Source organism: Nitrosospira multiformis, from assembly GCF_003050865.1.
In the GTDB taxonomy this organism is placed as follows: domain Bacteria; phylum Pseudomonadota; class Gammaproteobacteria; order Burkholderiales; family Nitrosomonadaceae; genus Nitrosospira; species Nitrosospira multiformis_E.
This window is the reverse complement of sequence record NZ_QAOK01000024.1, coordinates 33,875-49,980: the sequence shown is the minus strand read 5'-3', so window position 1 is coordinate 49,980 and position 16,106 is coordinate 33,875. Positions and strand designations below refer to the sequence as shown.

Sequence of the window (16,106 nt, the reverse complement as noted above, 5' to 3'; positions counted from 1 at the left end):
AGCGCGCTCACGTACCTCGGGGGAAAACTTGTTCTGTTTCTTCATAGCTCCATTCTCTCAGATGTTGGAGCCTCTACAAAACCCGGGGCGGTTCAACGTGCATATCCTGACCAGTTGTCCACCGAGCATGGCGCCAAGCGAGATTATGAGGCGAATCAAGGGACGCACGTCGAGCAAGCTGTTTGAGGAGTTTCCGCATCTGAAGAAGAAGTATTGGGGAAAACATTTTTGGGCAAGAGGATACTTTTGTGCCACAGTGGGGCAAATGACAGAGGAGATGATCAAGCAGTATTTGGAGCATCATTTCGAGCCGAGGCCTGACGATGATTTCAAGATAGAATCCGATTAGGACGCGTCGTTCAGTCGACGCGTATCCGGACTTTCAGTCCGTAACACTAACCCACCAGCTTTAGCTGGTGGTTGTTGAGTGAGAGTTATTGCCTAAAAGGGTGCCCCGGGGCTCTCAACCTCGCACAAGGTATAGCGGGGGTATTCCCCTTGCGGGTCTTGTATTAGCCACATACCCGGCCATTCATGGAATTAGGGCGCATCGTATCGCTTGAAAGGTATTAAGTACATTGCGATGAGCAGCACACCAGCATTCGATGATTGGGTAGTCTTCGAAGGTGGCTGCATTATTTCGAATGTTATCCCCTGCGCAATTTATTCTTGATTTTGATCCCCAAGGGTAATTAAATGGTTGATTCATTAAATATATTAGATAGTAATAAGTTAGATTTTAATCCACCGCCAACCGCACTGGTTTCCCGATCCGGCTCAGCATTTCCACCAGCGTATCGATAGTGAATTTGGCGGTTTTTTTGTTGATTACGTCCGATACGCGTGGACGCGATCCTTTCAGTCCGATATCTGCGAGCGGTACCTCCCACACTTCTGCTTCCGAGATTGCCGTTTCAAGTAACGTAGCACGCCAAGGCATAGTCGCTGCTGGGACTTTGCATTCCGCGTTCCTTTGCCACCTCAATTATGGCGTTTAAAATTGAACCGTAATCGTGTTTCTTATCCATTTTCCCGCTCCTTCAATATTCCCCGCAGTATTTCAAAGGTTGGCAGTTGCGTGCAGGTCACATATGTCAGGCATCCAGATGCGGAGGGGAAAGCAGGAAGCATACGCGGGCCGCATTCGGATAAGCAAGTGCGCCTGAGATGTAAGCCTCTCCGTGGACGTCGTTGATTTCTGTGCGTATCAGGCGCGTCGCGTTATCCATCGGGTTGCCGCTGCCTGTGAGTACATCGATCCCGGTTTCCCGACGCTGACGCTGTTCGCTACGTTCACCTTGCTCGCCAGTTCCGCGGTTACTAGTTGTCCGCGAGCGAGCAGTTCAAGGACCGCCCGCATGGCACCATGTCCCTGAAATAGCCACGACGGATGCGCGTAAATGACGGATACACAAGAATATTTCTCCACTTTCCCCCGTTTCCAGTTCGCATAATCCCCAAGAAAAACTCTGCCGCTCCTCGCGTGCGCGCGCATATTTCAACCGGCAGCAGAGTGCATCATCATCTTCGTCCAGCAAAAGTCTCATAGAAAATACACTCGTGAAGAACATTTGATTATCATATGACATACCGGGCTGTGCTCTTTTAGTTGTACCTGATCCTCACCAGATGGAGGTTATTCCATCGGTACCAGAGGCTGTCACGTATCATCTCGTAGAGGTTTTGAACATGCTTGAAGGCGTACGAAATGCATTTTCGTAGTGCGAGATATCCGGACAGATAGGCACATCGTCGTGTTTATTGATCCGCCCAGAAAATACGATGAATTCCGTCATTTCGGGCTTGGCCTGGAATCCAGCCCGACCAATAATGGCCCGCTTTGACGTCATACCGGCTTCTGCCGGTATGACGTTTGTACTGCTTACTTGCCGGCTCAATAAGTAATATTCAGATATGCCTCCCGGAGTAGATATGCCTTCCGGAGTACAAGTTGATCGTGAGCGAATCGATGTGCTTAATCTTCTGAGCAATGTGTTGCCTGCAGTACGAATTGTTCTGGGGATCATGCTGTTTTTGTGTATATCAGCAATGCTTCACGCGGCTCCTTTCCCGATTCAGGCAGAATCTGCAAAAGAGGGATTTTCCATCACCGAACAACAGGCGATCGCACTGTTCTATCAGCGCAATCTCAGCCTGATTGCGGCACGGCTCAACATTAATATTGCCGAGGCTGAGCAGATCATTGCCGCCGCAATTCCCAACCCGGTGTTCAGCTTCGCTGTTTCCGAACTGGCCCCGAAGGCATTCGCGCGGGAAAGCCGCGGCTTGGCGGTGCCGGCCTTCATACCAATGATCGAACAACTCATCGTGACGGCGGGAAAACGGCGCCTGCGGATAGAAAGCAGCGAACTTGCCACCGAGGCCGTGAATTTTGACGTGCAGGATGTTTTGCGCACACTGACCAACGAAGTGCGGCGCAGTTTTTACACTCTCCTGCTGGCGCAAAAAACCATCGCGGTCGTCAAGGATAACCTTGAACACTATCGCGAGATCCTGAGGGTCAATGACATCAGGCTGCGCGTGGGTGATGTCGCCGCGATGGATTTTATTCGTATCGAAGTGGAAAATCTGAAGGTTCAGGGTGATCTGGACCAGGCACAGGCGGCATTGAATCAGGCGCGCGCCGATCTCCTTCTTCTGCTGGCCTGGCCGGAAAACAGCATAGAGATCAGTGCAGTGGAAGCCTGGCCCAAGGCAGCTCCCGAGATCACGATGATCCCCCGGGATGAATTGATTCAACGGGCGCTGGACCGGCGGCCCGATATACGCGCCGCCCGGACGCGCATCGCCCAAGCCAGGAAAGTGCTGACTCTGGCGCAGCGGGAGGTGATTCCGGATGTGACCATAGGCGCCTGGTATGACCAGGATCAGGGTAACCAGTTCGCTCGTACCGGCGGCTTCAGCGTCCGCATGCCGATTCCCCTGTTCTATCAGCAAAAAGGTGAAATCTCCAGGGCGCGCGTAGGTGTTTCGAGCTCTGAACTGGCGTTGACTCAGGCCGAGCAGGGCGTGCGTGCTGAAGTCATGAAGGCCTTTTCGTCGTGGCAAAGCACCGACGCCATAGCCAAGCGCTTTGAAACCTCCGTCGTCCAGAGGATTGAAACCTTGCGCAAATCGCAGGAACTCGCGTATCAGAAGGGTGCGGTGGGCGTCCTGAATCTGATCGATGCCGAGCGCAGTTATAAAGCAATAATGCTGGATTATTACACCGCGCTGGCAAACCGCAGCAAAGCCTGGGCTGATTTGCTGATGGCATACGGTGAGGAAATCGGAAATCCGCGCTATCAATCCGGCAGCAACCAGGATGATTGGGGGTCGGCGCGTTCGCAGCAGGTGAATTTCGGTAAATAACCCTTTGCAGCCTGACGTGCCGTTTATCCCATCTGCCTGATCCTGACAGTCCGCATCCTGCATTATTCCTCCATGAAGCTGATCCACAGCGCCTGAACGGCTTGAATATGAAATGAAGTTACACCTTGTTATTCAGCTTTCGACAGGATTTCTGTGCCTGTCCCTGCTGGCCTGCCAGCAGCAAAACAACAGCGAACCGCAACACACGGTTGTTCTTCCTCCCGCGGACGAAGTGATATTGCGGCCGGAATCGCCCAAGCGTCAGTATATCGAGGAGGCCGTTCTCGAACTCGTTCAGCGGCCATTGATGGATTCCGTCACGGGCAAGATTACCTATGACGAAATCCGCACTGCGCGTGTCTCCTCGCCGATTGCCGGACGCGTAATCGGCGACATTGCCCCATTGGGAGCATCGGTTCGCAAAGGCGACACACTGGCGGTGCTGGATAGCCCGGACCTTGGAGAAGCGCAATCCGCTTATGCGGCCGCCATGGCCGATCTGAATCTCGCCGAGAGGAATTTTCAGCGGTTACAGGAGTTGTATGATAACGGCATTGCGCCGCGCAAGGAGCACGAGCAGGCCGAAGATAATTTGACACGCACGCGCAGCGAGGCCGAACGGGCCAGACTCAAGCTTGCAAACCTGGGGGCGCGTCCGGGACGAATGGATAACCGCTTTTCCCTGCACGCACCCATCCCGGGAACGGTCACGGAACGCACTATCAATCCTGGGATGGAAGTCAGGCCGGACCTTGCTGCCCCGCTGTTTGTCATTTCCGACCTGCGCCAGTTATGGGTGCAGATGGATGTTTTCGAGAAGGATATCGGCCTGATCCACATAGGCACGAAGACTGTGCTAAAAGTGCCTGCCTATTCCGGCCGGAATTTTAATGCGACTGTCAGCTACATCAGTCAGGTGGTGGACGAAAGCTCGCGTACGGTAAAAGTGCGCTGTATTCTGCCTAATGAGGATGGCCGCCTGCTACCCTCCATGTTTGCCACCATCGATGTCCAAAGCGATCCGGGCGATCTCGCAATTGTCGTGCCATTAACGGCACTATTTACCGAGAGCGAGTCCGACTGGGTCTATGTGAATATCGGCGATTATCACTACCGCAAGCGTCCGGTTAAAGTAGGCCTGCGTCTCAAGGACCGCGCCGTCATTCTCGAGGGCTTGAAACCGGGTGAGGGCCTGGTCGTGCATGGTGCCCTGCTGTTGCGCATCGAGCAGGACGCCGAGCATCAAACCGGGGAAAGCCACCCATGACTTATAAAATCATTGCGTTCTGCTTGCAGCAGCGCCTGCTGGTCCTTATTGCATCGGGATTGCTGGCGGCCATCGGCCTGTTTTCGTTCGAGCGTCTGCCGATACAACCCTTCCCGGACGTACAGAATGTTTTCGTCCAGGTCGTGACGCAATACCCAGGACAGGCCCCCGAAGAGGTGGAAAAACTCATCACCCTGCCGATCGAAAAGGAAATGAACGGCCTGCCTGACCTGATCAACATACGTTCAGTATCCATTTTTGGCTTGTCGGTGGTTACCCTGACCTTCGACGATGCCGCGGAGGATTATTTTTCGAGGCAGCAGGTTCTAGAGCGGTTGAAATCAGTCAGCCTGCCAGCGGACACCAGGCCTCTGCTCGGGCCTCTGTCAACCGGTATAGGCGAAATCTATCGTTACCGTATCCAGGCGCCTGGCGTTCCCCTGGTGGAACAGCGCGCGCTGCAGGATTGGGTGATCGAACGCACGATTCGCTCCGTCCATGGCGTGGCGGATGTAGTGGCCTTCGGCGGTGGCATCAAGGAATACCAGGTTCAGGTGGACCCGAACAAGCTCAAGAATTACAAGCTCACGGTCACCGATGTCTATACGGCCATCAACGCCAACAATGCGAACATTGGCGGCGGCTACATCGATCATGGCAGCGAAGCATTGGTCGTTCGCGGCGCGGGCCTGCTGAAATCGCTGGAAGAAATCGGCAACATTGTCGTATCCAGCAACCAGGAGGGCGTGCCTGTTTTTGTCAAGAATGTGGCCGATGTGATCATCGGCCCTGCGCCGCACACGGGGCTGGTTGGTTTCAACGAGCATGACAACGTGGTTGAAGGCATTGTCCTGCTTATCAAGGGCAAGGACGCGAATGAGGTATTGAAAGGCGTCAAGGCCAAAATCGAATTTCTCAATAATCACGGACTGCCGCCCGGCATCAAGATCATTCCCTTTTACGACCGCACGGAACTGGTGCGGCACACCCTTCACACGGTCGAGCACAACATGACACTGGGTGTCGCACTGGTTTTAGCGGTTCTGGTTATCTTTCTTCGCCGGGTGTGGGCTGCCGTGGTCGTTATCATCGTCATTCCGATGTCCTTACTGTTTGCGTTTATCCTGATTGAAACCTGGCATATTTCCGCCAATCTCATTTCGCTTGGCGCGATCGACTTTGGTCTGATCGTGGATGCCGCAATCGTGCTGGTTGAAGCGGTGATGGTCAAGGTAACCCTGGAGACGCAACAGAAGGCTACTGCTGCACACATGCGCCAATCTATGCTCATCACCGCAGCGGAGATGTCGCGGCCCATGCTGTTTTCCCAAGCTGTCGTGATCGTCGCTTTTCTGCCGATTTTCACCTTCCAGCGGGTTGAGGCGAAAATCTTCTCTCCGATGGCCTACACGCTCAGTTTCGCCATGCTGGGCTCGCTGATCATCAGCCTGACCCTGATACCGGTACTATTGAGTTATATGCTGGGGCCAAATCTCACGGAGACGCGTAATCCCCTGGTGCACGCCATGGAACAGCGCTATCACAAATTACTGGAAGCGGTGTTGGCTAAGCCCAGAAAATTATTTGCCGTCGCCGGAATCGTGCTGGCCTTGTCACTGGCTTCCACGTCGCTGATCGGCACCGAATTCATGCCCAAGCTCGATGAGGGGAATATATGGCTGACCATCACCTTGCCCACGCCTGTTTCATTGGACAGGGCAAAACGGTTGGAGGAAAAGATACGGGCAAGCATACTCGAATTCCCTGAGGTCAAGTCCGTGCTCACACAACTTGGGCGCCCGGAGGATGGCACTGACCCCAAAGGTTTTAATAACCTGGAACTTCTCATCGATCTCCAGCCGAAGGGAACCTGGCGGTATGGCAAGAAAGACGACCTGGTCAAGGCCATGGATAAGCGCCTGCAAGTGTTCCCTGGCTTGCTGCTTAATTTCTCCCAGGTGATCCAGGACAATGTCGAAGAGGCGATTTCCGGCGTCAAGGGCGAAATCGCTATCAAGATTTTTGGCCAGGACCTGAAGATCCTCCAGGAGAAAGCCAACCAGATTACAGGAATTCTGAGAACCATAAGGGGTGCTACTGACGTGGCGGCTGAACAGCAATCAGGACTGGCTCAGCTCGTTATCTCCATAGACCGGGCTAAAATTGCCCGCTATGGTATTAATATTTCCAACGTAGAAGATGTAATCGCCATGGCCGTCGGGGGCAAGGCCGCAACGCAAATTCTTGAAGGAGAGCGACGCTTCGACGTCACTGTGCGGTTGACTGCGGTGACGCGCGATTCAGTGGGCGCTATCGAGGATATAACGGTTTTATCGCCTAATGGCGGGCGCATTCCGTTGGCCGAACTGGCCGAGATCAAGGTCAATCAGGGCGCTTCCCGCATCAGCCGGGAGGACAACATGCGGCGTATCGCCATCAAATGTAATCTGATCGGACGTGATCAGGGCAGTTTCGTCGCGGAGGCGCAAAAGAAGGTCGCGCAACAGGTTCAGCTCGGGCCAGGTTACGACATTGTCTGGAGCGGCCAGTTCGAGAACCAGCAGCGTGCAATGAAACGCCTTTATTTTATTGTCCCCGTGAGTTTGATGCTTATTTTCCTCTTGCTGTTCTGGACATTCCAGTCTCTCAAGCAAGCATCGCTCATTGTCATGAATGTGCCGTTCGCGCTGATCGGAGGCCTGGTCGCCCTTTTGCTGACAGGCATTCACTTGAGTATATCGGCGGCGGTAGGTTTTGTTGCCTTATTCGGCATCGCCGTGCAAAATGGGACGATCCTGATATCTAAAGTCAACCTGCTCAGACGGGAGGGGCTTCCTCCACATGAAGCCATTCTGCAAGGCTCCGTCAGCCGCTTGCGGCCTGTCGTGATGACGGCCCTCGTGGCAATGCTGGGGCTGTTGCCTGCGGCGCTTTCCAGCAGCGTGGGAGCGGAGGCTGTCAAACCTTTCGCCACGGTCATTATCGGCGGCCTCATGAGTTCCACCATTCTTACCCTGACCATGCTTCCTGCTCTCTACTCGAATTTTGAAGAAAATCACAACCCACTGCCCTCATGAAAGAAATCCGCGCATACATTGAACCCTTCATGTTATCCAAGGTAACGCAGGCGTTACTTGAAATTCCGGATTTCCCAGGCATGAGCGTCTCGGATTGCTACGGTTTTGGCAGAGGGCGGGTCGCCGATAGCAGTTTCGATCCTTATATGCCGAAAAAACGCATCGAAATTTTTGCTTCCGATGAGCAAGTGGACAATATTTTCAGCACGGTTATGCAGGCCGCTAACACCTATCAGCGCGGCGCAGGCAAAATTTATATCATAGATGTGGGTGGAAGTGGAAACATCAGCAGCGAAGAACGTCATCAGAAAGATCCCCCTTCCAGACCGAAGTAACGGTCATCAAAAGATGTTGTATTCATGCCCGATATGAGTATGAGCTCAAATTCTCGGGATAATGGAGTCACGAGGTTCGCATCCCGATCTCCGCACCGATACGGCCTGATGTAGCCACCGCAGCGAAGGGCATGGCCAGGTGCTATACAGGGCGATCCGCGAAGTGGCGTCGAAAGAAGCTCATCAGCCACTCGCCCTTGAGCAACCCGCTGCTTAAGCCTAGGCCTATATATGCGATAACTTCCCTGACACCCAATCCAGGCACCCACTGCTCGAAGCGATCTAAGTCCCCGGCGGCGTAAGCAGCACCTACCAGCGAACAGATGGACGTTCCGCATACCAGATTCGAACACCTGCTTGCTCAAGCGCCCGGGTCACGCGGATATTTGCTTGTGTGCCTGGATCAGCTTCATGGTTTCAAATAGGCCGAATGTTGCCAAGCCGGCAAAAAGGCAAAATGCGACCTCGGGAAGTTGTGGCCTGCCGAAAGAGAACAGATCGCTTAGTGCCGGAACGAAGACAACCAGCCCAAGGGCGCTCATTGCTCCTCCTGTCACCCACCAAAGAGCCGCATTCTGCGATTTAAGGGAGGCAAATGCCGACCTTGATCGAGACCGGTTTGTAAAAATCAGACCCACGCTGGCGACGACCAGAGTCATGAAAGTTATTGCTCGCGACTCATCGGCTCCGAGCCCGCGATAGAGCGCAAAGCTGAATATCGCCTGCACGATCAAAAGCAGAACCAGGCCCTGCCCAAATCCGAGGATCAACAGTTCACGATCGAAAAGCGGAGTGTCCGGGGGTCGCGGAGGTCTCCGCATAATGTCCGCCTCCTCGCGCTCCGCCTCGAAAACGATGGAGCATGCCGGGTCGATGATCAATTCCAGGAATAGAATATGCACTGGCATGAGAATTACGGGTAAGCCCATTATCACGGGGATGACAGACAGGCCAACGATCGGGAGGTGGACAGCAATAATGAAAGCGCTGGCCTTTTGCAGATTGTCGAAAATACGCCGCCCGAGCCTCACTGCCGAGACGATTGAAGAAAAATCGTCGTTTAGCAGCACGAGCGCGGCAGACTCGCGCGCGACGTCCGTCCCGCGCTTCCCCATGGCAATACCGATGTTCGCCGACTTTAGTGCGGGCGCATCATTGACGCCATCACCGGTCATGACCACGACTTCACCGCTCGCCTTGAGTGCGTTCACGATGCGTAGCTTTTGTTCGGGCACGACTCGGCAGAAGATATTTACTGCCCGGATACGCTCCTGAAGTTCGGCATCGCTCAGGCTATCCAGCATAGACCCTGAGATCGTATTTTCTGGCGATTGAATCCCGATCTGCCGCGCAATATTCATTGCCGTGGCCGGATAATCGCCGGTAATCATTATGACCCTCAACCCGGCGGCCTGGCTCTCCTCGATTGCAGCAGGAACCTGCGGGCGGATGGGATCCGCCAAGGCAATCAGACCGAGGAACTGAAACGTGAAATCATGCTGGAGATCAGGTAGCCGCTGCTGGTTGAATTCAGCCTTGGCGACTCCCAGCACGCGCAAGCCTTGCTCAGCCAGGCTATTGACCTGAGTGATAATTCCTCGTGCAGAATCTGCATCAAGATGGCACAGGTCGATGATCGCTTCGGGCGATCCCTTCGCGGCAATGATATAGTTCACCTGATCAGGAGCCTGCCAGACACGGGACATGGCCAGTAAGCCATGCGAGAGAGGATATTCGCTCATCAGCCGCCAATCTCCATGCAAATGCTCGGTATGGGCCAACAGCTTGTGCGCGGAGTGGCGGATTGCGATCTCCATCGGGTCGAACGGCTCCCGGGGGCTTGCCAGAACGGCGAATTCAAGGGTTTCATGGAATGTTTCCGGCAGACCGAATGAATCTTTTCCCGCAGCATCAAAGACCTGGCCTGCGCTGAATATCCGTGCAATGGCCATCTGGTTTTGGGTGAGAGTCCCTGTCTTGTCAACACAAAGGATGGTGGCCGCACCGAGCATTTCGATTGCAGGAATTTGCCGAGTGAGCACTTTTTCCCTCGATATGCGCCACGCGCCCAATCCCAGGAAGACCGTGAGGACAACCGGCAATTCCTCGGGAAGAAGCGCCATCGCAAGCGTCAGCCCGGCGAGAAAGCCATTCAGCCAGTCGCCTCGAGTGGCGCCATACCAAAGCGCAACAATGCTCGCCAGCGCAAAACCGATCCAGGATACTCGCTTCACCACACTCGCAACCTCGCTTTGCAAGCGTGTTGGTTTCTGCTCTATGCTCGCGAGCGCCTTGCCGATCTGACCAATGGCGGTGTCAGTGCCTGTCCGGGTAGCTACCGCCATCCCCTTTCCCTGCACGACAAGCGTGCTGGAAAAGATAAATGGCAAATCATTCCCGCCTGGCACACCCATTTTCTGGGAATGGATGTCACTCGCACGCTTACGTACGGGAACAGATTCCCCCGTGAGCGCCGATTCATCAATGGACATGTGAGCAGATTCCAGAAGAATGGCATCCGCTGGAACACGATCCCCCTCAGACAGGATGATGAGATCGCCCCGAACCACTTCGCGGCCAGGAATACGCTCTTGCTTTCCTCCGCGGATAACGAGCGCACGGGGACTGGAAAGATCGCGCAGCGCACCCAGCGCCCGTTCGGTCTTGCGCTCCTGAATAAAAGTGATACCCATGACAACGAATACGAAGCCAAGCAGCATCAGGGCCTCCTGCTTGCTTCCCAGGAGCAGATAGATTGTGCCGCAGGCGACCAGAAGCATGAACATGGGCTCACGCGCCACTGAAATTGCGATGGCGAGCACATTGCGCGGCTTTGCCGAAGGAAGTTCGTTATATCCATTCTCGGCGAGGCGCCGGACGGCTTCATCGTGAGTCAAGCCGGTCAGCGGATCAACTTCGGGTGGCTTATCCATACGAAAGATAGCTAGTGGAATTATGTGACATTAAGACTAGCGCTCTGCCCGGAAGCTGAGCGGGGAGTCTTCAAGCTATTGGCCGCACCGCTCACCAACAATCAGCGCGTTGCACTCGACAAGCTGCTCGAAGTAACTCCGGTTATATCGGTATGACGCCTGCGTCGGGTGGAACTGGAAACCATATGATGATCCTCCCCCGCCCGTGAATTGCGTGATCGTACTACACTTAGCTTAAGCCCATCCCGTCCCTTTATCGGCTTCCTTCACTATCATGTTATATCTCTACCTCTTTCTTGCCGCTTTCCTGGCATTTTCACTCAGCGCATTCTGTGGAGGAGGGGCCGGATTATTACTGATTCCTATTCTTGGCTATTCTCTTCCAGTAAATCAGGTTCCAGCCGCACTTACTCTCGGATCCGTAACAAGCTCATTTTCCAGAATCTGGATATTTTTTAAAGCCATTCGTTGGGATATGGCTAAACTGTTTTTGCCAACAGCTATGGTAGGAGTGGTTTTAGGCGTAGAAATGCTAAGTTATCTGGAGCCGATGTATCTAGAGTTGTGCATGAGCATATTTCTTATCTCTAATCTTCCCTGGTTTTTTAGAAAACAGGAACGAAAGCACGTCGTATTGTCTCCTATTCCACCATGGCATCTCAGAATGGTCGGTTTTCTGGCTGGTTTTATTTCTGGTTTGACCGGTGCGGTGGGTGTCCTGTTTAACCGTTTTTATTTTCGCTACGGGCTGGACAGTCATGAAATTATTGCAACCCGTGCTGCGAATGAAGTTTTATTGCATTTGATCAAGCTTTATCTTTATGCTGCATTGGGTTTGTTTCAGCTAAAAGCCATAGGAATCGGCCTGATAGTTGCGCTAGCTGCCGTTCTATCCTCTAGCTTCATGAAATTCGTCTTGCCCAGGGTATCTAGAGGGTTATTCATGCGGGCTGGCTACAGCGCCATGGTGATCTCTGGCGTATTAATGCTGAACAGCGCGGTTGTTCATATCCAACTTGCAAATGATCCTCATCTTAGAGTGATTTTTCTGGCTGAAGAACTAGAGGCCAGATTGGCCTGGAAGAAATTGATCTATTCGGTGGAGTTTCATTACAACAGAGGATTAGAGTTCGAAAAAGTCGTTCCCCTGTCATCTCTTTCGCTCGAACGACAACACTACGTCCAGTCCATGCAGGAGGAAGCCGCAAAAGTCGTTATCGAAAAAGTCTATGCTTTGACCTCGATATCCTATGAGGTCTATTATTTTGATGGACAAAACCGTTTGATTAAGAAAATCGAGTTCGGCTGAGAGCGTCAGCAGGGCGACTGAGCAATGCTCATTTTGAAACCAGATCCTGACTCAGTCAGTTTTTTTGTTTCTGTCTTTTCTTAATCAGCTGCTTTTCGTACTTCAGGGCGCGGCGCAAAGCCGATACTAGGGCCTTCAGGGTTTATCCAGAATACGGTATTTTCTGGAAAGCCTGTGAGTGATCCTTGATGGAAATAGCGCTTCAAAAGATCGTGGGGATAATTGCTGAAAAAGTTTCTTACTCGTTTGACATGTCCTGTATGCATTCTCATATAGACGGCGTAGTTAGGCATAACTCCTTCCCGGTTGTATCGAAGCTCCTATTTTGACGGCGGTTTATTGCAGTATTAATGCAGATGGTGAAGCTTCACGGGGCCAACATTTGAAATTAACGATTGAGCATGGCTTGACTGACGCGCTGGAGAAAGGAAACGATCTATCCGATGGTGCTGAATAAGGCGGTAATTCAAGGCGATCTCGGTCTCGACGTACTCAAGATGACTCAAGGCCTGGTAGAGCTGATAATCATCAGTTTCCGACTTGCCGCGCCTCTATACCTCTATTCGTTTGTGCGGATCATGCCTTATCAATATCCTCATCCGGCTTCTTCTTGAGGAATTGGTCTGGTCATCCCTGGATAAAAGCTGGCGCGATCTATCATCCAGTCCGCCCGTTTGGTCTCTCATCGGCACCGGTGCAAGCCATCAGATTAACTACTACAGTATATAAATAGGATATGTCGACTCCGAGAAGCCATCGTTCAGGAATGCCGTTTGGAGTCCACATTGTATGAACGAAAGACAAACTTCAATAAATTAACCATGCGGGAAGTACCTGACTTGATTGCTTGTGAAGAATGCGATGCGGTTTACCGCAAATTACCGCTGGGCCGCAGCGAAGTCGCATTCTGCCGTCGTTGCGGCGCCGAGCTGGAACGCGACAGGCGTGCTCAGCGCAAGCATGTTTTACCACTGGCGATCGCCGGTTTGTGTATGTACCTCATTGCAAACGTCTTTCCAATCCTTGAACTGGAATTGCGGAGTGGTTTGTTCAGCCACGCAACGCTTATAGGCTCGGTCCGTTCCTTGAGAGGTGAGGGGATGCTCTTCGTGGCATTGCTGGTGTTGGCTACAACAATTCTGTTTCCCTTGATTCAACTTCTGGCTTTGATTTATTTGCTTACCTTCCCAATCAGATTTAGAAGATTCGGACACCCAACAACGTTTAATTTATCGGGACGCCTGATTCAGGTCTTGCGACCATGGGTAATGGTGGAGGTATTTCTGCTCGGTGTCATCGTTGCGTTCGTCAAACTGACGAGTATGGCAACCGTACTGCCTGGCATTGCGTTGTGGGCATTTGGTGCCCTTGCTTTCCTGCTGACGGCAGTGTTTTCGTTTGACCCGCGCTGTCTCTATATCAGCAGATGTGGTTACAAGAAACAAGGGAAATAAAGCGTGCCAGCAAATAGAACCATTCAACCAGCCAGCCAGTCGCCGGGGAGCGGAGTGCCCGTAAAGACTGCGGCGAAGCTGGGCATGGTCTCATGTCCTCATTGTGCGACCTTATGGGAAGATGTAAAGGCTCATGACCGCTGCGGGCGCTGCGGTGCAGGATTGCACCTGCGTAAACCTGACAGTCTCCGCCGCACCTGGGCTTTAGTGATCGCCGCCTACATAATGTATGTCCCGGCCAATATATTACCGGTCATGATCACTGTTCCTTTCCTCGGAAAGGAACAGCAAGACACGATCATGAGCGGCATCATTTATTTCTGGAATTCCGGTTCCTGGGGATTGGCGCTTATTGTTTTTACTGCCAGCTTTCTCGTGCCTTTATTCAAGCTGGCGGTCCTTACTCAGCTATTGATCGCAGTACAAGACCACAGTAAGCGGCACCTCTTGCTACGAGCGAAACTTTATCGCGTTATCGCGGTAATTGGGCGGTGGTCGATGCTGGATGTTTTTGTAGTAACGCTGATGACCGGACTCATACAGATCAAAGGCTTTGCCACGGTGCACCCGGGGGAGGGTATCGCTGCCTTTGCCGCAGTGGTGGTACTGACCATGCTTGCTTCGATCAGCTTTGACCCCCGTTTGATGTGGGACGTGACCGAACATGAGCCCGGAAGATCATATGAATGAAGGCGAGGGGGGTAATCCCGCGCAAGGCGTTCCTTTGCCAAAGAAGGTGGGTCAGCGAAACTGGGTTTCCTCGTTAATCTGGCTGGTTCCGATACTTGCCGTGGTTATCGGAGTTTCGCTTCTGGTTCAGGCCTGGATTCAGCGCGGTCCAGCGATCACCATTACATTCCTCTCCGGCGAAGGACTCGAGGCAGGCAAAACCAAGGTCAAGTATAAAGAAGTCGAGATAGGCACCGTTCAGTCAATCGCGCTCAGCGAAGACCGCACTCACGTTTCGGTAACCGTGCGATTGAAGAAGGAAGCCCAAAGTTTCACCGCAGCCGACAGCCGTTTCTGGGTCGTGCGTCCACGTATCTCAGGTTTGCAAGTGTCCGGGCTTGCGACCCTGGTATCAGGGACCTACATCGGAGCGGATGCGGGCATTTCAGCCGAGCAGGCAAACAAATTTGTGGGACTTGAGACGCCGCCAATAGTGACCCGCGGCGCTTCCGGAAAGCAGTATTTTTTACATGCGGCCGATATCGGCTCGGTGGATATAGGTTCGCCTGTCTATTTCCATGGGATCAAAGTAGGGCAAGTGACCGCATATGATCTGGATGAAAATGGCAAAGGCATCATCATGCGGATATTCATTAACTCGCCCTATGACAGATTTGTGGGTATCAATACCCGCTTCTGGCATGCCAGTGGCTTCGACGTGCAACTTAATGCCGATGGGTTAAAGATCAGGTCGCAATCACTGGATACTGTTCTGTTCGGCGGTCTTTCCTTCCAATCCCTCGATGACAATCCCGGCACTCTCGTTAAGGAGGACACGGCCTTTATCCTGGCTGAGAATCAGACTGAAGCGTTAAAGGAGCCGGATGGCGACGCGCAAATAATATTGCTTAATTTCAAACAATCCCTGCGTGGTCTAAGACCGGGTGCAGAAGTGAGTTTCCGGGGGTTGATATTGGGACAGGTTAAATCGATAGGCATTGATTATGACCCCAGGCTGCGCGAATTCACTATGCCCGTCCTGGTTCAGGTTTATCCGGAGCGGCTGGGCCGGAGATATGCACAGTTTCGAAAAGAACCAACGTATACAGCCCAACAGCGTTTGCAGTTCATGATCGATCGCGGCTTGCGCGCGCAGTTGCGAAGCGCCGATCTCCTTACCGGACAACTTTATATTGCCTTCGATTTTTTTCCTGGCGTCGTCACAAAAAAAGGAGACGTTTCGAAGCGCAAAGCCGATGTAGCTTCCCAGGCGCTATTGGCAATACCCACCATTCCCAATACGGCAGAGGAAACTCAAACGCAGATTTCCGAGATAGCGCGAAAATTGAACAAGGTACCTTTCGATCAAATTGGCAGCGAATTACAGGAGTCGTTAAAAACCCTCCAAAGAACGCTGAACAGGGCTGGACAGCTGACGGAGACGTTGAATAATGATGTGGCGCCCGAAATAGCCGTGGCAATGAAGGACGTGCACGAGACTCTAAATGCTGCGGGGCGCACATTGTCCGAAGAAGCGCCTCTGCAGCAGGATTTACGTCAGACATTGCAGGAATTATCGCGCGCGGCGATTTCACTCAGGGTTGTAACGGATTATCTGGAGCGTCATCCTGAATCGATAATTCGCGGCAAGCGGGAAGATAAGCAATGACGAGCCTGGGGCGAAGCGCAT

General features: G+C 52.8%; 16 protein-coding genes and 1 pseudogene. 12 read left to right on the top strand and 5 right to left on the bottom strand.

Annotated elements, in window-relative coordinates:
* Positions 1 to 186 (top strand): hypothetical protein (locus C8R21_RS16695; protein ID WP_219906654.1); only part of this gene is annotated, 186 nt, incomplete at its 5' end.
* Positions 95 to 349, top strand: a pseudogene (tnpA, locus tag C8R21_RS11970) (IS200/IS605 family transposase); the annotation flags it as partial. The gene C8R21_RS16695 and the pseudogene tnpA, both read left to right, overlap by 92 nt.
* 390 nt (positions 350 to 739) lie before the next feature.
* On the opposite strand, the gene C8R21_RS11965 reads toward tnpA, so the two are convergent.
* From C8R21_RS11965 to C8R21_RS16130, 3 genes are all read right to left on the bottom strand, one after another.
* Entirely contained in the window at positions 740 to 940 is a 201-nt protein-coding gene (locus tag C8R21_RS11965; RefSeq protein WP_107762907.1) for a hypothetical protein, read from the bottom strand.
* A 267-nt stretch (positions 941 to 1,207) separates the two neighbouring features.
* The gene (locus C8R21_RS15675) at positions 1,208 to 1,495 is read right to left on the bottom strand and encodes a hypothetical protein (RefSeq protein WP_146162486.1); all 288 of its coding nucleotides are present in this window, start codon (positions 1,493 to 1,495) and stop codon (positions 1,208 to 1,210) included.
* Positions 1,496 to 1,667: 172 nt separating this feature from the next.
* Positions 1,668 to 1,850 (bottom strand): hypothetical protein, encoded by a 183-nt coding sequence (locus C8R21_RS16130; protein ID WP_107762906.1) that lies wholly within the window; start codon positions 1,848 to 1,850, stop codon positions 1,668 to 1,670.
* 199 nt (positions 1,851 to 2,049) lie between these two features.
* Here C8R21_RS16130 and C8R21_RS11955 point away from each other — a divergent pair, with 199 nt between their 5' ends.
* The 4 genes from C8R21_RS11955 to C8R21_RS11940 all read left to right on the top strand — a co-directional run bounded on the left by C8R21_RS11955 (position 2,050) and on the right by C8R21_RS11940 (position 8,051).
* Positions 2,050 to 3,372: a TolC family protein gene (locus C8R21_RS11955; RefSeq protein WP_258192384.1), complete on the top strand. Its 1,323-nt coding sequence runs from the start codon at positions 2,050 to 2,052 to the stop codon at positions 3,370 to 3,372.
* Positions 3,373 to 3,484: 112 nt separating this feature from the next.
* Positions 3,485 to 4,639: an efflux RND transporter periplasmic adaptor subunit gene (locus tag C8R21_RS11950; protein WP_107762904.1), complete on the top strand. Its 1,155-nt coding sequence runs from the start codon at positions 3,485 to 3,487 to the stop codon at positions 4,637 to 4,639.
* Positions 4,636 to 7,716 (top strand): efflux RND transporter permease subunit, encoded by a 3,081-nt coding sequence (locus C8R21_RS11945; RefSeq protein WP_107762903.1) that lies wholly within the window; start codon positions 4,636 to 4,638, stop codon positions 7,714 to 7,716. The genes C8R21_RS11950 and C8R21_RS11945 overlap by 4 nt, the downstream gene beginning before the upstream one ends.
* Positions 7,713 to 8,051, top strand: coding sequence for a P-II family nitrogen regulator (locus C8R21_RS11940; protein WP_107762902.1), 339 nt, complete (start codon positions 7,713 to 7,715; stop codon positions 8,049 to 8,051). The genes C8R21_RS11945 and C8R21_RS11940 overlap by 4 nt, the downstream gene beginning before the upstream one ends.
* Before the next feature lie 374 nt (positions 8,052 to 8,425).
* Here C8R21_RS11940 and C8R21_RS11935 read toward each other — a convergent pair whose 3' ends face one another.
* Positions 8,426 to 10,984, bottom strand: a complete 2,559-nt coding sequence (locus C8R21_RS11935) for a cation-translocating P-type ATPase (RefSeq protein ID WP_107762901.1) — start codon at positions 10,982 to 10,984, stop codon at positions 8,426 to 8,428.
* Between the two features lie 24 nt (positions 10,985 to 11,008).
* Between C8R21_RS11935 and C8R21_RS16470 the strand changes: the two genes are divergently transcribed.
* Both C8R21_RS16470 and C8R21_RS11930 read left to right on the top strand, forming a co-directional pair.
* Complete coding sequence (locus tag C8R21_RS16470) at positions 11,009 to 11,140, top strand: hypothetical protein (RefSeq protein WP_258192383.1); 132 nt, start codon at positions 11,009 to 11,011, stop codon at positions 11,138 to 11,140.
* Between the two features lie 118 nt (positions 11,141 to 11,258).
* The gene (locus C8R21_RS11930; RefSeq protein WP_107762900.1) at positions 11,259 to 12,293 is read left to right on the top strand and encodes a sulfite exporter TauE/SafE family protein; all 1,035 of its coding nucleotides are present in this window, start codon (positions 11,259 to 11,261) and stop codon (positions 12,291 to 12,293) included.
* Positions 12,294 to 12,373: 80 nt separating this feature from the next.
* Here the strand turns inward: C8R21_RS11930 and C8R21_RS11925 are convergent, their stop codons facing one another.
* The gene (locus C8R21_RS11925; protein ID WP_107762899.1) at positions 12,374 to 12,586 is read right to left on the bottom strand and encodes a hypothetical protein; all 213 of its coding nucleotides are present in this window, start codon (positions 12,584 to 12,586) and stop codon (positions 12,374 to 12,376) included.
* 150 nt (positions 12,587 to 12,736) lie between these two features.
* On the opposite strand from C8R21_RS11925, the gene C8R21_RS15930 reads away from it, so the two are divergent.
* The 4 genes from C8R21_RS15930 to C8R21_RS11910 all read left to right on the top strand — a co-directional run bounded on the left by C8R21_RS15930 (position 12,737) and on the right by C8R21_RS11910 (position 16,085).
* Positions 12,737 to 12,907: a hypothetical protein gene (locus C8R21_RS15930; protein ID WP_181258923.1), complete on the top strand. Its 171-nt coding sequence runs from the start codon at positions 12,737 to 12,739 to the stop codon at positions 12,905 to 12,907.
* Positions 12,908 to 13,078: 171 nt separating this feature from the next.
* Positions 13,079 to 13,747: a paraquat-inducible protein A gene (locus C8R21_RS11920; RefSeq protein WP_258192382.1), complete on the top strand. Its 669-nt coding sequence runs from the start codon at positions 13,079 to 13,081 to the stop codon at positions 13,745 to 13,747.
* Positions 13,748 to 13,750: 3 nt separating this feature from the next.
* The gene (locus C8R21_RS11915) at positions 13,751 to 14,437 is read left to right on the top strand and encodes a paraquat-inducible protein A (protein WP_258192381.1); all 687 of its coding nucleotides are present in this window, start codon (positions 13,751 to 13,753) and stop codon (positions 14,435 to 14,437) included.
* On the top strand, positions 14,430 to 16,085 hold the full coding sequence (locus C8R21_RS11910) for a PqiB family protein (RefSeq protein WP_219906653.1): 1,656 nt from the start codon (positions 14,430 to 14,432) through the stop codon (positions 16,083 to 16,085). The genes C8R21_RS11915 and C8R21_RS11910 overlap by 8 nt, the downstream gene beginning before the upstream one ends.
* The last annotated feature ends 21 nt before the right edge of the window (positions 16,086 to 16,106 follow it).